Raw genomic sequence first — 16,165 nt, forward strand, 5'->3', positions numbered from 1 at the left:
TGCGCAAAATTTTAGATAAATCTTAGCATTTAATTTTTGCAATACTTAAAACTGTATTATTAAAATTAGTCAACAAGTTTTGTAATAACTTGGGTTTTGCTGTGTAAAGTTTTGTGAACGGGACATTTATCAGCAATTTGGAGTAGTCTTTTCTTTTGTTCTTCAGAAAGAATCCCCATTATTTTTATTTCGCGAGTAAAGGTATCTATTTTGGTAGAATCTTCTTCACAGTGAATACAATCCACAGCGTGGTCTTTGGAATAATTGATGTGGCAGATAACATTTTCTACTTCCCACTTTTTTCTTTTAGCGTACATTTGAATGGTCATCACAGTGCAAGCGGCAAGTCCTCCGGAAAGAAACTCATAGGGCGAAGGGCCAAAATTGTTTCCGCCAAATTCAGTTGGTTCATCAGCTATAAAATAATGATCTCCCAATTTTAAATTTGTTGAAAATTTATCATCACTATTTAAACTTGCCGCAACTTTGCTCTTGCTTTTTATTTCCTTAGGGGGTGGTATTTCAACATAGCGCGTGGCCCAACCAGCAATAACTTGTCCAACATAACGCGAATCTTTTTTTTCCGAAAGCATATGATCCACACCATCCAAGGAAACAAAGCTCTTTGGGTGTTGTGCTGCTTTGTAAATTTCTTCTGCGTTATTTATACCTACTACAGTATCTTGGGGTGAATGTAAAATTAAAAGTGCTTTACCAAAACTACTAACAATATCTATTAGCGAATTGTTTTTAAGATCTTCCAAAAACTGTTTTTTAATAGTAAAATCTACTCCTCCTAAATTCACTTTTGCTTTTCCATTTTTATTAATTTCCTGAGTGCTATCTTTTAAAAGATGCATCACGTGCAAAGGATGGCTGGGCGAATTAATTACTGCTACTGCTTTTATAGATGGAATTTTTGAAGCTGCAAATATAGCTGCAGCGCCGCCCAACGAGTGGCCAATCAATATAGTCGGAGCCATATAGTTTTTTTTCAAAAAGTTAGCGGCTTCTACAAGATCATCAACATTTCCCGAGAAATTGGTGTTTTCAAAATCTCCTTCGCTTTCACCCAAACCTGTAAAATCAAAACGGAGTACTCCAAAACCGGCAGCGGTTAAAGCACGTCCAATATTTTTTACGGCTGTCAAGTTTTTTGTACACGTAAAGCAATGTGCAAAAATGACAAAGTTGTGTGGCTTTTGGTCCAAGGGAAGTTCCAACCTGCCTGCCAGTTGTTCTTCATCTTTGTTAGTAAAAGATACTTTTTGAATGTTCATAAAAGTTATTTTTGTAATTGTAATTTACAGAATGAATCGGGCACAGCCATCAAAATCTTTTCCTTTCCTATTGATGCTGTGACTTCGTCAATTTTACCCAAAAACTCACCATCTATTTGGAAAGGAACTTTTCTTTTTGAGTTAATCTTTGCTTTGTTGGTTGAAATAATACGAACAAAATCTGGTGACATTTTTTGTTGGTCGTTAATTGTTTTAAAAATTTCAATGAAGTCAAGGTTTTTGAAAATAAGGATTTCAAACTTACCGTCGTCCATTTTTCCGTGGGGGTTAATGTTGGCGCCTGTTCCAAATTTGTTCCCATTTGCAATAGCGAGCAGAATTCCAGTTTCTTCAAATGTTTCCTCTTCTGTCTCAACTTTAAATTGAAAAGGTGATTCTGAATGTAAAAGTGTGGGAATGGACTGTAGAAAATAGCCCAGTTTTCCTCGGATACCAGAATTTTCGTAGTTGTTTATGAGTTCCGCATTCAGACCCAAATCGGCAATATGTAAGCAAATCCGGCCATTGATAGTGACTGCATCCAGTTTTATGGTGCAGTCAGAAAGCGCAATTTCAATTTGTTCCAGAAGGGTTTCCGGTAAATTGAAATTTACAGCTATTCCGTTTGCCGAACCTGCAGGAATTATTCCCAAACAGATATCGGTTCCTAAAACACATTGTGCGACCAACGAAATTGTTCCATCGCCGCCCGCTACAACAATCCGTGATGGGTTTATTTCTTTTATCAGGGAATTAATAGCTTCTTTGTCCTTTTTTCCGCTAGTTTCATAAAGTTTGAAATTGTAATTTCTGTTTTTAGCTTCTTCTTTAACTGAAGCTATTATCGTGGATTTGTTGCAATCGCCTGAGATTGGGTTGACTACAAGTAAAATGTAATTTTCTGAATTCATTAGTATAGATTGTTTTTAAATTTAAGTAATTTGGAAATGCTAAACCGTTAACGAAATCTCAATAAGTGAAGCTTGATTTAAAACTCTACCGAGGCTATGTAAATGACGAGGAACTCGTTGTTTTTGGGCACGTTTTTAAATCTTGGGCGCCAGATAAATACAGAATGGACCGCAAAGGCATTCGTCATGCAGTTTCGGTCATCCATATGTTCCGAATAAAACCATTGGAAAATGTTGAGATTAAACTGAAGTTTAAGAATACTGAAGTAACTACCAAAACTTTGGCAGATGGTTATTTTCGGTTTACAATTCCTTATTCTGAAAAGATTGAAAGTGGGTGGCATCCCTATGAAGTGAGTTGTAAAATCTACGATTACGGTATTGTTGAAAATTCTGAATTATTAAAACCTTTTGAAAGTAAAGTTGGGGTTATTTCAGATATTGATGATACCTTTTTAGTTTCGCACAGCGGAAATTTTCTAAAAAAATTATATGTACTTCTTCTAAAAAACATCAACAAGCGCAAGGTTTTTGAAGATGTAGTACCATATTACCAAGCCTTGAGCAGGGCAGGGCAGGAGAATAAGATGGCTTCAAATTCATTTTTCTATGTTTCCAGCAGTGAATGGAATTTATATGAATTTATTGATTCCTTTGCACGACTGCATAAATTTCCAAAAGCCGTTATAAAGCTAAAAAAAATTAAAACGGGAATCTCTGATTTTCTTTTTACCGGAAGGGGAAGCCACGACCATAAGTTCGAAAAGATTAAGGATATAATTATGTTCTACCCAAAACTTGAATACGTTTTATTAGGCGATGATTCGCAGAAGGATCCGCATTTATACGAAAGGATAGTAAAGATTTTTCCGCAAAATATTAAAGCTATTTACATTAGGCAAACTTCCCGAAGGAAGAAACAACAAACCACAGCGATTCTTAAAAATATTGAATCCATGAATGTTTCAACTTGCTATTTCAGCAAAAGTGAAGAAGCGATTGCACATTCTGAAAGCATCAGAATTCTGTAAAATTGCTACTATTTTACTTCTTTTGATTCCATTTTGTTATTATCTAAAGTGGTCTGCCCTTCACCTTTTAAGTATTGGTCTAAAAACTTCAGGATTTTTCCGTAAGCTACAATTTCATTTTCCTTTTTTACGAAGCCGTGACCTTCATCTTCAAAAACAACATATTCCACAGGAACACCATTCTTTTTAACACCTTCAACAATTTCGTCTGATTCAATTTTAAGAACTCTGGGATCTTGTGCACCTTGCAAAACCATTAAGGGTTTGGTTACATTTTCGGTATGAAACAATGGTGAAATCTGCTTTAAGCGAACAGAATCCGCGGTATTTGGATTACCCATTTCTGTGTAAAGTGCGTCTTTAAAAGATTCCCACCATGGTGGAATACTTTTTAAAGTCCGCATCCAGTTGGTAACACCAAAAATATTAACTCCAACCTTAAATTCTTCTGGAGCAGATGTCAAGGCGGCCATTGTCATAAATCCACCATAGGAACCACCTAAAATTCCAATCTTATCTTTATCAATGATGTCTTGACTTGCCAACCAATCTTTCCCAGCAATACAATCTTTCAAATCTTTATCTCCGTGATTTTGATCATCCATCTTATAGAAACTCTTACCATACCCACTACTTCCGCGGTTATTGACAGCCAGAATTGCATAACCGTGATTTACCAAATATTGAATCAAAGAACTAAAACCTTGCCTTGACTGGCCGCCTGGACCACCGTGAACCCAAACCAGTGCTGGAGCCTTATTTTCCAAATTGGCTTGCTTTGGTTGGTAATATATTGCAGGAATTTCCAAACCGTCAAATGATTTGAACCTAACAACTGTTGCTTCTACCAAATCGGTTGGATTTATTTCTTTGTTCAAAACATCAGTAAGTTTGTGATATTTTCCAGATGCAATATTATAGGAGTAAGTGTTTGTGGGAAGTTGTGAACTACCAACGGTCAACAACGCCATTGTTTCATCTTTTGAAAAACTGGCGGCATCAATTGCTTGTCCATCAATTTCAGGAAAATTCAATTCTTTTCCTGTGGCAACCTCTGTTACGTACATCTTTGTTTTGGCGTCTTCATTTGAAAAAAGAACCTGGTACTTTCCGTTGTGGGTAAAATAGAAAGCATTAATGTCCCAATTTTTTTCCATAACCTTCTCTTTTGAGCCATCTTCAATGTTGTATTTCATTAAATAGCTAAACTCAGAATTATCATCGGTAGTGTAATAGAATGATTTTCCATCTGGCGAAAAATCCTGAGGAGTATTTTTGCACACTGACTCATTTATTTTCGTTTTTACATTCGTTTTTCTGTTTAATAAATACATATCATTGTCATTCGTATTTATGTCTTTCGATAATAGCAAATAGTTTTTATCTGCTGAAATTCCTCCAAAATCCATATTATCTTCATTCTTTAATATAAGTTTCGGTTTGAAAGTCGCAATGTCCATTTCGTAAACATCCATCATTTGTGGACTGCGTTCATTGCTGTTGTAATAGAAACTTTTACCATCTTTTGCCCAACCTTGAAATAATGCCCTAACATTTTTTTCAGGAGTCAATCTTTTTATTCCATTACTGTCTTTCACAAAAATTTTAAAAATCTCATCTCCATTCCCGTCCATTCTAAAGAGAATTCTATCGTCATCAGGAAAATAGGAAATACCATAAATTGAAGCACTGTCAGACTGAGTGATAGGCATAAATTCACCACCTTCCGCAGAAACGTTGTACATATTGTAAACCCCGGAGCGATTGCTGGTTATCAAAACCTTGGACTTGTCTGAAGAAAAACCATTTGCCGAAGCCTTTTCATTATCCATAAATTGCTCTATAGAGTAGGTTTTTAATTCAGCGACTTCTTTAGTCTCGGTTTTTGGCTTGTCTTTGCAGGCAACGAAAAGTAATAATGCGAAACCGAATAAACTAAGATTTTTCATAAAGGTGTATTTTTGCAGTTATCTTGTTGATTTTCAAAACAAATCTATGAAATTTTGTTTTATTTGAATGGATTATTTTTTTGGTAGTAGTTTAACGTTTCGGTTTTTTTTTTAAACAAGGAATGTTTTAATTTTAGATTATGAATAAGAAAGATGCCAAAAGCGGATTTATCTTCACCAAACACACTCCCAAAGACCAATCGCCATTCGAGAAACTTTTTGATGTTTTTCAAGAATTGATTACCCATACTTCTGGAGATTTTGACGAAGCGATGGACTGGTTGAAACAGATAGATGAAGAATATAAGCTTACAACAGAAGATTATACGCTGGATGACTTTGTTGAAGACCTTAAAAAGAAAGGGTACCTCCGTGAAGAAATAAAGATGGATGGTACAAACGGATTGGCCATCACTGAAAAAACAGAAAGAGCACTTCGGAAGCGAGCTTTAGAACAGATCTTCGGAAAACTCAGGAAAAGTGGTGCTGGCAATCACCGAACCAAACAAACGGGGAGGGGAGATGAACAAGCAGGAGAATTTCGCGATTATCGTTTTGGCGATTCGCTAGAACAAATCTCGATGACTGAGAGTTTCAAAAATGCCCAGATAAATCACGGTATGGGAGATTTTACGCTCTCTGAAAACGATTTGGTGGTTGAGGAAACCATGTACAAAACCCAGATGAGCACTGTGCTAATGATTGATATTAGCCATAGTATGATTCTCTATGGTGAAGACCGAATTACTCCCGCGAAAAAAGTAGCCATGGCCCTTTCAGAATTTATTACAACCCGTTATCCAAAGGATACATTAGATATATTGGTCTTCGGAAATGATGCTTGGCCCATTAAAATTAAAGATTTACCATATTTAAATGTTGGACCTTACCACACCAACACAGTTGCGGGACTTCAATTAGCAATGGATTTATTGCGAAGAAAACGAAACACCAACAAACAGATTTTTATGATTACCGATGGAAAACCTAGCTGCGTGCGGCTTCCGGATGGACGTTATTATAAAAACAGTAACGGTCTTGACAGTTATATTGTAAATAAATGTTACGCAATGGCTTCGCAAGCAAGGAAACTTCATATCCCGATTACAACTTTTATGATTGCTGAAGATCCTTATTTAATGCAATTTATTGAGGAATTTACAGCAGCCAATAAAGGCAAGGCATTTTACACAGGTTTAAAAGGTTTGGGCGAAATGATATTTAGCGATTACGAAACAAATAGAAAGAAAAGAATTAGATAAATGATGAATATAGAAAAAATCAAAACCTTTGGCGAACTTAAAAAAGCGGGTTACGAACCAAAATCAATAAAAGAAGAATTACGCCGCAATTTACTTCAAAAAATAATGAAGAAGGAAACGCCTTTTGTGGGTATTCACGGCTATGAACTTACCGTGATTCCAGAATTGGAACGCGCTATTCTTTCAAAACACAACATTAACCTTTTAGGACTTCGCGGCCAGGCCAAGACCCGATTGGCACGCCAAATGGTGGGACTTTTGGATGAATATATTCCCGTTGTTGAAGGTAGCGAGGTAAACGACGATCCTTTCAAGCCAATTTCCCGATTCGCAATAAACTTGATGCACGAAATGGGAGATGACACGCCTATAACTTGGTTGCATCGGAACGATCGCTTTTCAGAAAAATTGGCAACGCCAGACGTTACGGTTGCAGATATCATTGGTGATGTTGACCCAATAAAAGCTGCAAACCTAAAATTGACATATGCGGACGATCGCGTAATTCACTTCGGGATGATTCCCCGAAGTAACCGGTGTATTTTCGTGATTAACGAATTACCTGATTTACAGCCGCGTATTCAAGTTGCACTTTTTAATATTTTGCAGGAAGGCGATATCCAGATTCGTGGTTTTGCCGTTCGCTTGCCTTTGGATATACAATTTGTTTTCACGGCGAACCCAGAGGATTACACAAACCGCGGAAGTATTGTAACTCCGTTAAAAGATAGAATTGGCTCTCAAATATTAACGCATTATCCCGAAGACATCAAAACCGCTCGCACAATTACCGAGCAAGAAACAGCAGAAGCCATCAAAACAAAATCTAATATATACGTACCCGAATTGGCAAAGGATGTTTTGGAACAAATAAGTTTTGAAGCTCGTGAAAATGATTTTATTGATGCCAAAAGTGGCGTGAGTGCACGTTTAAGTATTACCGCTTTTGAAAATCTTTTGAGTACCGCAGAAAGACGCGCATTACACAGTGGAGATGAAAAAACCAGTGTGCGCTTGGGGGATTTTATAGGTATTATCCCGTCTATTACTGGGAAAGTAGAATTGGTTTATGAAGGTGAGCAGGAAGGTGTTTCCCAAGTTGCTCAGCAACTGATTGTGGATGCCGTAAATACAACTTTTAAGGAACGATTTCCAAAAATAGAAAAACTCACCAAAGATGGTGATGCAGATCCATATGCTGAAATAGTAGCTTGGTTCTTTGAGGAAAATGACTTTGAATTACTTGATTCCTATACTGATGAGGAATATAAAAATGAATTGGATCGAATTATCCCATTGCAACAGTTGGTTGAAAAATACCAGCCGGAAACTTCTAAAACGGACAGTTATTTTTTAAAAGAAGTAATTCTTTGGGCTTTAGCTGAAAACAAAAAACTGAGCAAATTCAGTTTGGGGAATGGCTTGCATTTTAAAGATTTGTACGGAAGCTACATCAGCGGACTTTAAGTTTTCATCAAAACAAAATCCTGCCAGATTTATAAAAACTGGCAGGATTTTTCTTTTTTTACAGAAAATTAAATATTTGGAATTACCAATTCATCACCAGGATGAATAAGATCTGCAGATTTCAACTTTCCTTTGTTAGCTTCAAAAATAGCGTTGTATTTGTTTGCGTTGCCATAATAATGTTTCGCAATTTTACTTAAAGATTCACCGCTTTTTACGGTGTGGTGCGCAAAAACAGAGGCATCAGCAACCTTTATATCAGCCATTATATCTGAAGGGTTCTCACCTCCAACACGTTTTATTTCGTCCCAAAGAAGGTTTTTTTCATAAGGCGTCTTTGCAGTTCCCCAAACTTTTAGTTGGCCGTTTTCTTCTTTTACATCACCGTTTTGAATATTTAGTTTTTCACCTAAATCCAGAACACTTTGGTATTTTGACTTTATCATTTTAATTATTTTATAAGTTAATACCTTAAAGATAATACTTCTGTAAACTTTAACTTTCAGATTTACAAAATTTTAGGAATTATTAAGACTATTTAAGATTCATTATAAAAAATAGTTGAAAGTTTAACTAAAAATTAAAGAGAATATTAAAAAAAATCATTCCACTTAGAATATCTTTGACGCAAATATTTAAATCAACGATAACTATTATGAAACTAAAAACAATTGTAATGTCTCTGGCTGTAGTAGCAATGCTTTTCGCAAGCTGTGAAGACACAAAAAAGAAAGAAGCTGAGGCTCAAGCTCAGGCTGAACAAATGCGTATGGAGCGCGAAAAAGATTCTTTGATGAAAGTTGAGGCAGACACTCAGGCTAAGATGGCTGAAATGGAAGCTAATTCAATTGCTGCAAAAGCAATGGGTAACTCTGATCTTTCTACATTGGTAAGTGCTCTTCAAGCTGCTGATATGTCTCAAACTTTGAAAGGTGAAGGCGACTATACAGTTTTCGCTCCAACTAATGAAGCTTTCAGCAAAGTGCCTAAAGCAACTATGGAGAATTTAATGAAGCCTGAGAACAAAACTCAACTTCAAAAATTACTTCAATATCACGTGCTTCAAGGTAAAATGAATGCTGCTGATGTTTTAGCAAAAATTAAAGCTGCCAACAATAAGCTTGATGTAACAACAATGAATGGAGAAACTTTAACCTTATCTGAAAAAGGTGGTAAAGTAATGATTAAAGATGCAAAAGGAAATACAGCTACTGTAACTAGTGCTGATATGGACGCATCAAATGGTGTGGTACACGTTGTAGATAAAGTGTTGATGCCAAAAATGTAATTCATTTTAAAATGAATTTTGAAAGAAAAGCTCCAGCAATGGGGCTTTTTTTTATGTGGAATTTCTACCTAGATATTCAAGTTTCTTTAAATCTTCTTTGCTTTCAATATGAATACCGGTTCCATTTTTAATAAGTAGATTTTGCGTTGTTATATCAAGAACATCTTCATAATAATGATCGGTAATAATTATTCCTTTTTCAAGCTTTAGTTTGTTGAGGAGATTTTTTATTTCAATTTTAAACAATGGCTCAATCATAGAAAAAGGCTCATCGAGCATCATAAAAGGATGGTCCAGGTTTCCCACTAATAAAACTTCCAAATAACGAATTTGGCCTAGTGATAATTCTCCAACTTTTTTAGCTGTCAATTTTGCAATTTGTAAATCGTAAAAGATAGTATCTTGCTTTTTTTCTTCTGAAAAATATATAGGAATTAAATCCCGAACCTTAATGTCTTTCGGTAAAAAGGAATGTTGAGGTAGGTAAGCGATACATTCTGAGGAAATATTGCTAGAAGGATTGAATTTTACCCCATCAATTGAAATACTGATTGAAACTTTTTTTAATGATCCGAATATCATTTTCAACAAAGTAGATTTTCCGCAGCCATTTCTGCCGAAAATTCCCAAAACTTCTCCTGTTTTCAACGAGAAAGAAACTTCTTTGAGAACTTCTTTTTTTCCAAAACTTATTGCAGCATTATGTAATTTGAAGATTGCCAAATATGAAAATTAGGAATATAATTAGAACTGAAAAAACAGGAATACCGACCAAAATATTCATAACAAATGAAACTTTAAAAAGCTTCCATTTAGTAAGCCCAAGGTTAAAGTAGAAATAGAATTGGTTATTATAAAACGTTCTAAATCCTATAAAGCCAAAAAGTAAACCTATGGATACGAAAAGCACAAAGCCCCAAAATAAGCCTACATAGAGCATGCTTAAAATAGAAAAAGACACGATAAAAGGAAAAATGGTTTTATAGAATTGCCAATAGGCTCGGTACATTTTTTAAAGCTTAGAATTAATGACAGCTACAACCTCCATCCATAAAACCTTGGGTTTCCTGATGCCAAGGGAAAGCTTGGTTGTATTTATCCATCTCCCAGAAAAAAGGAAGACGTTCTTTAGGGTTGTTGCCAATTTCATTCATAGTTTCGGTATCATACAATCTGCCGTTAATCATTACCATCTTTATCGATTCTGTGTTTTCAATATCTTCCAATGGGTTTTTATCCATCACGATTAAATCAGCAAGTTTTCCAACTTTCAAAGAGCCAATATCTTCACCGGCACCAATATATTCCGCAGAATTAATTGTTGCAGCTTTCAAAGCTTCCAAATTACTCATTCCGCCTTGTTGGAGCATCCACGTTTCCCAATGTGCGCCCAAACCTTGTAACTGTCCGTGCGCGCCCATATTCACCTTTACGCCAGCATCGCTCAAACTTTTTACGGTTTCTGAAACCAAAATATGACCATTTTTATATTCTTCCTGTGGAGTTTTCATTCGGTGACGGGAGCGACTGTCCACAATACTTCTAGGCGTGAATGTGAGCAGTTTTTTGTTTTCCCAAACATTATCGCGTTCATAATAATAGAATTCACCGTTCATTCCGCCGTAATTAACAATTAAGGTTGGTGTGTAGCCAGAACCGCTTTCTCCCCAAACTTCAAGCACATCTTTATAAACTGGCGCCACGGGAATGTTGTGTTCAATACCCGTATGGCCGTCAATAACCTGAGTTATATTATGATAAAAAGTAGATCCGCCTTCTGGAACCACATTAATTCCCATTTCTCTGGCGGCCTGAAGCACTTGTTGACGTTGGTCACGGCGTGGTTGGTTATAGCTTTTCACACTTTTTGCTCCAAAGGCTTTCGTGCGGCGAATACTGCTTCTGGCGTCTTCCAAATTATTAATAACGGCTTTGAAATCGCCATCGGCGCCATAAAGGATAAAACCTGTTGAAAACAATCGCGGCCCCACCAATTGTCCACTTTTTTGAAGCTCAGAAAGCGTAAAAACAGTTTCGGTATTTGCCGAAGGATCGTGCGATGTAGTTACACCAAAAGCCAAGTTTGCCATAAAAGGCCAGTATTGTTGCGAGGGAAGTCCATCACGGAAAGCTCCTACGTGAGCGTGTGCATCTACCATTCCTGGCATTATAGTTTTTCCTTCTGCGGAATAAATTTTTGTCCCTACAGGAACAGAAACCTTATCGGCTTCGCCAATAGCTTCTATTTTATTGCCGTTAATGACGATGGTTCCGTTTTCAATTACGTTTTCATTTTCCATTGTGATGATTCGCGCATTAGTGAAAGCAATCCTTCCACTAGGCTTATCAACAGCTGCTTGTAGGCCAATCTTTGTACCAGTTAATGTTATTTCAGGTACTTTTTCTGGGGAACCTGATAAAAAAGTAAACCTGTTTTTTAATTCATTGCTAAAATACTCATCGCCTAGAGTCCACATTATTTTTTGGCTGTTTGGCGACCAATGTATATTTATCCCAGCATCCTTGGCGAGTTGGGAAACAGGCACGGCCTTGGTTTTGTCATCCAAGTCAATGGTTTGGCCATTAAGCACTAAGGGAGCCACAAATAATTTGTGAAGGTTTGTAAAAGCAATCCATTCGTTATCTGGACTTGGTATTAATCTATTGGCATATTTGGAAGTGATATGAGTTTTTTCATCATTTCCATCAAGATTTACACTGATGAGTTTCTTTTCAATTTCTCCAAAATAGGTTCCACCGGTTTGAAGAAAAATTCGTTTTCCGTCTTTGCTAAACATCGGGTATTCGCCTTTATCAACAACGAACTTTTCATTGTTTCCATTGGAATCCATCACATAAATTCCGTCATTTTTTGTAAAAGTGAAACCTTGATCGGTGTTTCCGTTTTCTTTTCTAAAGGTTATTTGGGATGCGTTGGGAGAAAAGGAAGGAGTTCTATAAATACCTTTTTTTGATGTTAATTTCAAGGGGTTTCCTCCCTTGGTTGAAACTTTATAAATACCACCTTTTTCGACGTCGTTCCATGTTACATAAATTATTTCGGAACCATTGGGTGAAAAGCTTGGTTCAAATTCAAAATCTTTACTATTTGTGAGGCGTTGCGGTTTGCCATTGGGCAATTCTTTTTTATATAAATGGCCCAATGCACTAAAAACAATATATTTCCCATCTGGTGAAGTTACAGTGTGGCGAATCATTTTTGGCGTAAAAGTTTCAGTTTCAATTTTATTATTGAAATGAACCGTTTCCGCCAAATCTATATTTACGTTTACTGTAAAAGGGATGTTGACAACTGCCAAAGAGGTCACGTCTATTTTGTTGATTTTTCCACCGCTCCAAAAAACAATTTCGTTATTGTTGGGCATCCAGCTAAAATTGGGATAAACTCCAAAAAGAGCCCACGCTTCTTGCTGGTCTTTATTCAATTGGTCATAAATGGGCCATTCTTCCCCAGTTTCTAAATTTTGAATAAACAGCACACTCTTGGTACGAACTCTTTTTACAAAAGCAAGTTTTTTACCATCTCTTGAAATTGTAGGCCTTGCTGCACCGCCAGGTCCGCCCGTTATTGTTTCGGTTTTTCCGGTTGCAAATTCATATCGTTTTATTACATAAATTTGGTCATTAGGATCTTTATTGTATTGAAAATAACCACCTGGGTACATATCTTCACTATAATAAAGATATTTTCCATCTGGGGAAACAAACGGTTCGTTTACATCCTGTTGATCGTTTTTACGCTTTGTTAATTGTAAACCAGTTCCTCCAGATTTATGATACTGCCACATCTCTCCGGCGCCCAAACTTCTTTCAGAAGAAAAATGTTTACGGGCAATTAAATAATTTCCGTCTGAGCTCCAAACAGCATTATTTAACAAGCGGAAATCTTCTTTGGTGACTTCTTTTGCATCGCTGCCATCAGCATTCATAACCCAAATATTATCGCCACCACCAGCATCACTTGTAAAGGAAATTTTGGTGCCGTCTGGACTGAATCTGGGTTGTATTTCAAACGGAATTCCCGCTCTGATTACTTTAGCGGTTCCGCCCGAAATAGGCATTGTATATATATCGCCCAGCATATCAAAAGCAATGGTTTTACCATCTGGACTCACATCGAGATTCATCCAAGTACCTTCATTTGTTGAGAAGGAGTGGGTTTTATAGTTGAAATCTTTTCCGGGATTAGCAACTTCCCATTTTGGTTCTTCTTTTTCCTTATCCTTCTTTTCTTCTTTTTCCTGAGCATAAAAAGATGTTGAGATAACTAGACATAATAAGAATGGAAAAATTTTCATGTTTAAAATATTAGGCGGTTAATTTCTTGATTTAATATTGTTTTCGCAGAGCGTTAGTATTTCTGAAACTCTTTTGTTTCGGGTTTCTTCCCGCTTGGCTTGGTTCAACCAATAAAGATAGCTTTTTCTATAACTACGGCTAAAATTTTCAAAATTTGTTAAGGCTTGTTTGTTCTGCTTAAATGCTTTTTGAAGATCTTCTGGAATTATTAAATTTTCCACATCGTCCAAAGCAGTCCAGCTACCATTTTTCTTGGCTTCAGCAATTACTTTTTTTCCGTTTATATGAAGAAGACCTTCTTTTTCTAATTCTTTCAAATGAGATTTATTGAGGGCGCTCCAAACGCTTTTCGGGTTTCGAGGACAAAAGTATTGCTGCCGCCTTCCATTGCCAAGGCTTTTCACCGTACTGTCTATCCAACCGAAGCAAAGAGCTATTTTAACGGCTTCTTCCCAACGCATAGATGGGATATCCATTTCTACTTTGTAAAAAATTAGGTAAACGCCTTGCACGTGCGTTTTGTGGTTTTCATGCAGCCATTCCCGCCATTCAGTATCATCTTTAAAATAAAGTGTAGGCTTAGAACTCATTATTTTATTTTTTCGGAATTCACATAGAAATCTTCTTTAATCTGAAAATTTAAAATAGGGGAAGAGTGCATTTTCGTTTTCCATTCCGAAGAAGGGTAAATCCATTCTTCTTTACCGTTTATTTTAGAAATAACCGGCATATCAAAATTTTCAATAATGTCTACATATCGATATTTCAGATTTTTTCCATCAATGGAATATTCAATTTTTGGAACAATTATGCCTCTTAAATATTGATCAAAAAACACAGTGAGGTCTATTCCGCTTTTTTGGCTAATGTAATCTTCAATCTGTTTGGTGGTAACGGTTTGGTGATAAAATTCTTGGTTCAGTCCACGTAGAATACTTCGCCATTTTTCGTCATCTTCAATAAGTTGCCGAATCATATGAAGTATGTTTCCACCTTTGTAATACATATCGCTACTTCCAGAATTGTCAACGTTGTATTGCCCAATAATTGGACTTTCGTTCATAATCTTTTTTCGGGTGCCGATAACGTATTCCGAAGAAGCCTTTTTTCCATAGTAATAGTCTAAATACAAATTTTCAGAATAGTTGGTAAATCCTTCATGAACCCACATATCTGCCACATCTTTATTGGTGATGTTGTTGGCGAACCATTCGTGGCCGCTTTCATGGATAATTATAAAATCGAACTTTAATCCCCAGCCAGTTCCCGAAAGGTCACGGCCTAAATAACCGTTTTTAAATTTATTTCCGTAAGTCACGCTGCTTTGGTGTTCCATTCCCAAATAGGGTGTTTCAATCAGCTTGTAGCCATCTTCATAAAAGGGGTAGGGGCCAAACCAATGTTCAAAGGCTTTCATCATCATTGGCGCCTGTTTGAATTGTTCTTTTGCCTTTGCTTCATTTTCGCGAAGCACATAATAATCCATATCCAGTATTCCTTTTTCACCTTCATATTTTTCACTCCAATGCACATAATCCCCAATGTTTATGTCTACACCGTAAGCGTTTATAGGGTTTACCACTTGCCACACCCAGGTTTTTGTAATGTCGGTTTCAATTACTTCTATTAATTTTCCGTTGCTCACGTCCATCAAATCTTTTGGTGCGGTTACTGAAATTGTAATGCCATTGTCCGGTTCATCGGAAGGGTGGTCCTTCAATGGCCACCAAACGCTGGAGCCAATGCCTTCGTTGGAAGTTGCTATAAAATCTTTTCCGTTACTGTCCTTTTCCCATGTAAAACCACCATCCCAGGGCGGACGTCTCGCGATAATAGGTTTTCCAGAAAAGTAAATTGTGATTTTTTCTTCCTTGCCTTTTTCCTGCTTTTTTTGAAGTTTTAAAAAATGTGCATTTTCTTCGGAAGTGTATGAGATTTCTTTTCCTTCTTGAAGGATTCTATCAATCTTCATTGGATTTTGCAAGTCAATTTGCATGACCTCATTAGGTTCTAAAATTTTATAGGAAATCGTGTTACTGCCTATAATGGATTTTTCGGAAGGATTTACGATAACTTTCAAGTCGTAATATGTAACATCAAACCAAGCTCTTTCTGGAGTTATGCTGCCGCGAAGGGTGTCGGCACGGGTGAATTCCTGTTGGGAAAAAATTGAACTTACTGAGAAAACACAAAATGAAATAAACAATAATTTTTTCAACATAATAATTTTATTAAATCACAAATCACAAATCACAAATCACAAATCACAAATCCCATATTTCTTTACTTCGATTTTCTTTTTTCTACAATTGCGGAAAAAATCTTTCTTAGTTCATCCGCCTCATTAATTAATTCAACCAATTTAATATCATATTGGTTATTAAAGTCATTTTGGAGTAATTTTAACCAAAGAAGCGATTCTTTTGCTTCCTTCCTGCATATTTTAATTCTGAAGTCAAAATCTTTATCACTTACATGCTCATTTGATTCTATATAGTTAGCTGCTACAGAGCCTGAAGATCTAATTAGTTGTTTCCCATCTTCAATATTTGCAATACTTTTTTGAAATGAATAAACTAACTTCCGAACAGATTTTGCAAACAAGTAAGTTCTAATTTCCAAATCATAAGGTTTTTCCATAAACGAATTTTTCTTAT

General features: G+C 36.3%; 13 protein-coding genes. 4 read left to right on the forward strand and 9 right to left on the reverse strand.

Features of this window, described 5'->3' with window-relative positions:
* Positions 1–65: 65 nt before the first annotated feature.
* Together ESU54_RS07470 and ESU54_RS07475 are read right to left on the reverse strand one after the other, a co-directional pair.
* Positions 66–1,280: a bifunctional alpha/beta hydrolase/OsmC family protein gene (locus ESU54_RS07470; RefSeq protein WP_111844643.1), complete on the reverse strand. Its 1,215-nt coding sequence runs from the start codon at positions 1,278–1,280 to the stop codon at positions 66–68.
* Positions 1,281–1,285: 5 nt separating this feature from the next.
* Positions 1,286–2,191, reverse strand: a complete 906-nt coding sequence (locus tag ESU54_RS07475; protein WP_111844644.1) for a diacylglycerol/lipid kinase family protein — start codon at positions 2,189–2,191, stop codon at positions 1,286–1,288.
* 65 nt (positions 2,192–2,256) lie between these two features.
* Here ESU54_RS07475 and ESU54_RS07480 point away from each other — a divergent pair, with 65 nt between their 5' ends.
* Positions 2,257–3,222 carry an App1 family protein gene (locus tag ESU54_RS07480; RefSeq protein ID WP_111844645.1) on the forward strand — a complete coding sequence of 322 codons (966 nt, stop codon included), beginning with the start codon at positions 2,257–2,259 and terminating at the stop codon, positions 3,220–3,222.
* Positions 3,223–3,230: 8 nt separating this feature from the next.
* On the opposite strand, the gene ESU54_RS07485 is transcribed toward ESU54_RS07480, so the two are convergent.
* Entirely contained in the window at positions 3,231–5,171 is a 1,941-nt protein-coding gene (locus ESU54_RS07485; protein ID WP_111844646.1) for a S9 family peptidase, read from the reverse strand.
* Positions 5,172–5,311: 140 nt separating this feature from the next.
* Between ESU54_RS07485 and ESU54_RS07490 the strand changes: the two genes are divergently transcribed.
* Positions 5,312–6,433 carry a vWA domain-containing protein gene (locus tag ESU54_RS07490; RefSeq protein WP_111844647.1) on the forward strand — a complete coding sequence of 374 codons (1,122 nt, stop codon included), beginning with the start codon at positions 5,312–5,314 and terminating at the stop codon, positions 6,431–6,433.
* A gap of 3 nt (positions 6,434–6,436) precedes the next feature.
* Positions 6,437–7,900 (forward strand): magnesium chelatase, encoded by a 1,464-nt coding sequence (locus ESU54_RS07495; RefSeq protein ID WP_111844718.1) that lies wholly within the window; start codon positions 6,437–6,439, stop codon positions 7,898–7,900.
* 68 nt (positions 7,901–7,968) lie between these two features.
* Here ESU54_RS07495 and ESU54_RS07500 read toward each other — a convergent pair whose 3' ends face one another.
* Positions 7,969–8,346 (reverse strand): LysM peptidoglycan-binding domain-containing protein, encoded by a 378-nt coding sequence (locus ESU54_RS07500; protein ID WP_111844648.1) that lies wholly within the window; start codon positions 8,344–8,346, stop codon positions 7,969–7,971.
* Between the two features lie 209 nt (positions 8,347–8,555).
* Between ESU54_RS07500 and ESU54_RS07505 the strand changes: the two genes are divergently transcribed.
* Positions 8,556–9,188 carry a fasciclin domain-containing protein gene (locus tag ESU54_RS07505; protein ID WP_235004582.1) on the forward strand — a complete coding sequence of 211 codons (633 nt, stop codon included), beginning with the start codon at positions 8,556–8,558 and terminating at the stop codon, positions 9,186–9,188.
* A gap of 51 nt (positions 9,189–9,239) precedes the next feature.
* On the opposite strand, the gene ESU54_RS07510 is transcribed toward ESU54_RS07505, so the two are convergent.
* From ESU54_RS07510 to ESU54_RS07530, 5 genes are all read right to left on the reverse strand, one after another.
* Positions 9,240–9,911 (reverse strand): ATP-binding cassette domain-containing protein, encoded by a 672-nt coding sequence (locus ESU54_RS07510; RefSeq protein WP_111844649.1) that lies wholly within the window; start codon positions 9,909–9,911, stop codon positions 9,240–9,242.
* Positions 9,912–10,213: 302 nt separating this feature from the next.
* Positions 10,214–13,507, reverse strand: a complete 3,294-nt coding sequence (locus ESU54_RS07515) for an amidohydrolase family protein (RefSeq protein ID WP_111844651.1) — start codon at positions 13,505–13,507, stop codon at positions 10,214–10,216.
* An 18-nt stretch (positions 13,508–13,525) separates the two neighbouring features.
* Positions 13,526–14,098, reverse strand: coding sequence for a YdeI/OmpD-associated family protein (locus ESU54_RS07520; RefSeq protein ID WP_111844652.1), 573 nt, complete (start codon positions 14,096–14,098; stop codon positions 13,526–13,528).
* A complete protein-coding gene (locus ESU54_RS07525) occupies positions 14,098–15,729 on the reverse strand; it encodes a M1 family metallopeptidase (protein ID WP_111844653.1) in 1,632 nt (543 codons plus the stop codon). Before ESU54_RS07525 ends, ESU54_RS07520 begins: the two co-directional genes overlap by 1 nt.
* A gap of 62 nt (positions 15,730–15,791) precedes the next feature.
* Positions 15,792–16,148 carry a four helix bundle protein gene (locus tag ESU54_RS07530; protein WP_111844654.1) on the reverse strand — a complete coding sequence of 119 codons (357 nt, stop codon included), beginning with the start codon at positions 16,146–16,148 and terminating at the stop codon, positions 15,792–15,794.
* Positions 16,149–16,165 lie beyond the last annotated feature (17 nt).

This window comes from Aequorivita antarctica (assembly GCF_007997155.1).
Classification (GTDB): Bacteria; Bacteroidota; Bacteroidia; order Flavobacteriales; family Flavobacteriaceae; genus Aequorivita; species Aequorivita antarctica.

Coding starts and splice junctions, on each gene's coding strand:
- ESU54_RS07470 (WP_111844643.1), bottom strand. CDS start 1,280: ATGAACATTCAAAAAGTATCTTTTACTAACAAAGATGAAGAACAACTG.
- ESU54_RS07475 (WP_111844644.1), bottom strand. CDS start 2,191: ATGAATTCAGAAAATTACATTTTACTTGTAGTCAACCCAATCTCAGGC.
- ESU54_RS07485 (WP_111844646.1), bottom strand. CDS start 5,171: ATGAAAAATCTTAGTTTATTCGGTTTCGCATTATTACTTTTCGTTGCC.
- ESU54_RS07490 (WP_111844647.1), top strand. CDS start 5,312: ATGAATAAGAAAGATGCCAAAAGCGGATTTATCTTCACCAAACACACT.
- ESU54_RS07495 (WP_111844718.1), top strand. CDS start 6,437: ATGAATATAGAAAAAATCAAAACCTTTGGCGAACTTAAAAAAGCGGGT.
- ESU54_RS07500 (WP_111844648.1), bottom strand. CDS start 8,346: ATGATAAAGTCAAAATACCAAAGTGTTCTGGATTTAGGTGAAAAACTA.
- ESU54_RS07505 (WP_235004582.1), top strand. CDS start 8,556: ATGAAACTAAAAACAATTGTAATGTCTCTGGCTGTAGTAGCAATGCTT.
- ESU54_RS07515 (WP_111844651.1), bottom strand. CDS start 13,507: ATGAAAATTTTTCCATTCTTATTATGTCTAGTTATCTCAACATCTTTT.
- ESU54_RS07520 (WP_111844652.1), bottom strand. CDS start 14,098: ATGAGTTCTAAGCCTACACTTTATTTTAAAGATGATACTGAATGGCGG.
- ESU54_RS07525 (WP_111844653.1), bottom strand. CDS start 15,729: ATGTTGAAAAAATTATTGTTTATTTCATTTTGTGTTTTCTCAGTAAGT.
- ESU54_RS07530 (WP_111844654.1), bottom strand. CDS start 16,148: ATGGAAAAACCTTATGATTTGGAAATTAGAACTTACTTGTTTGCAAAA.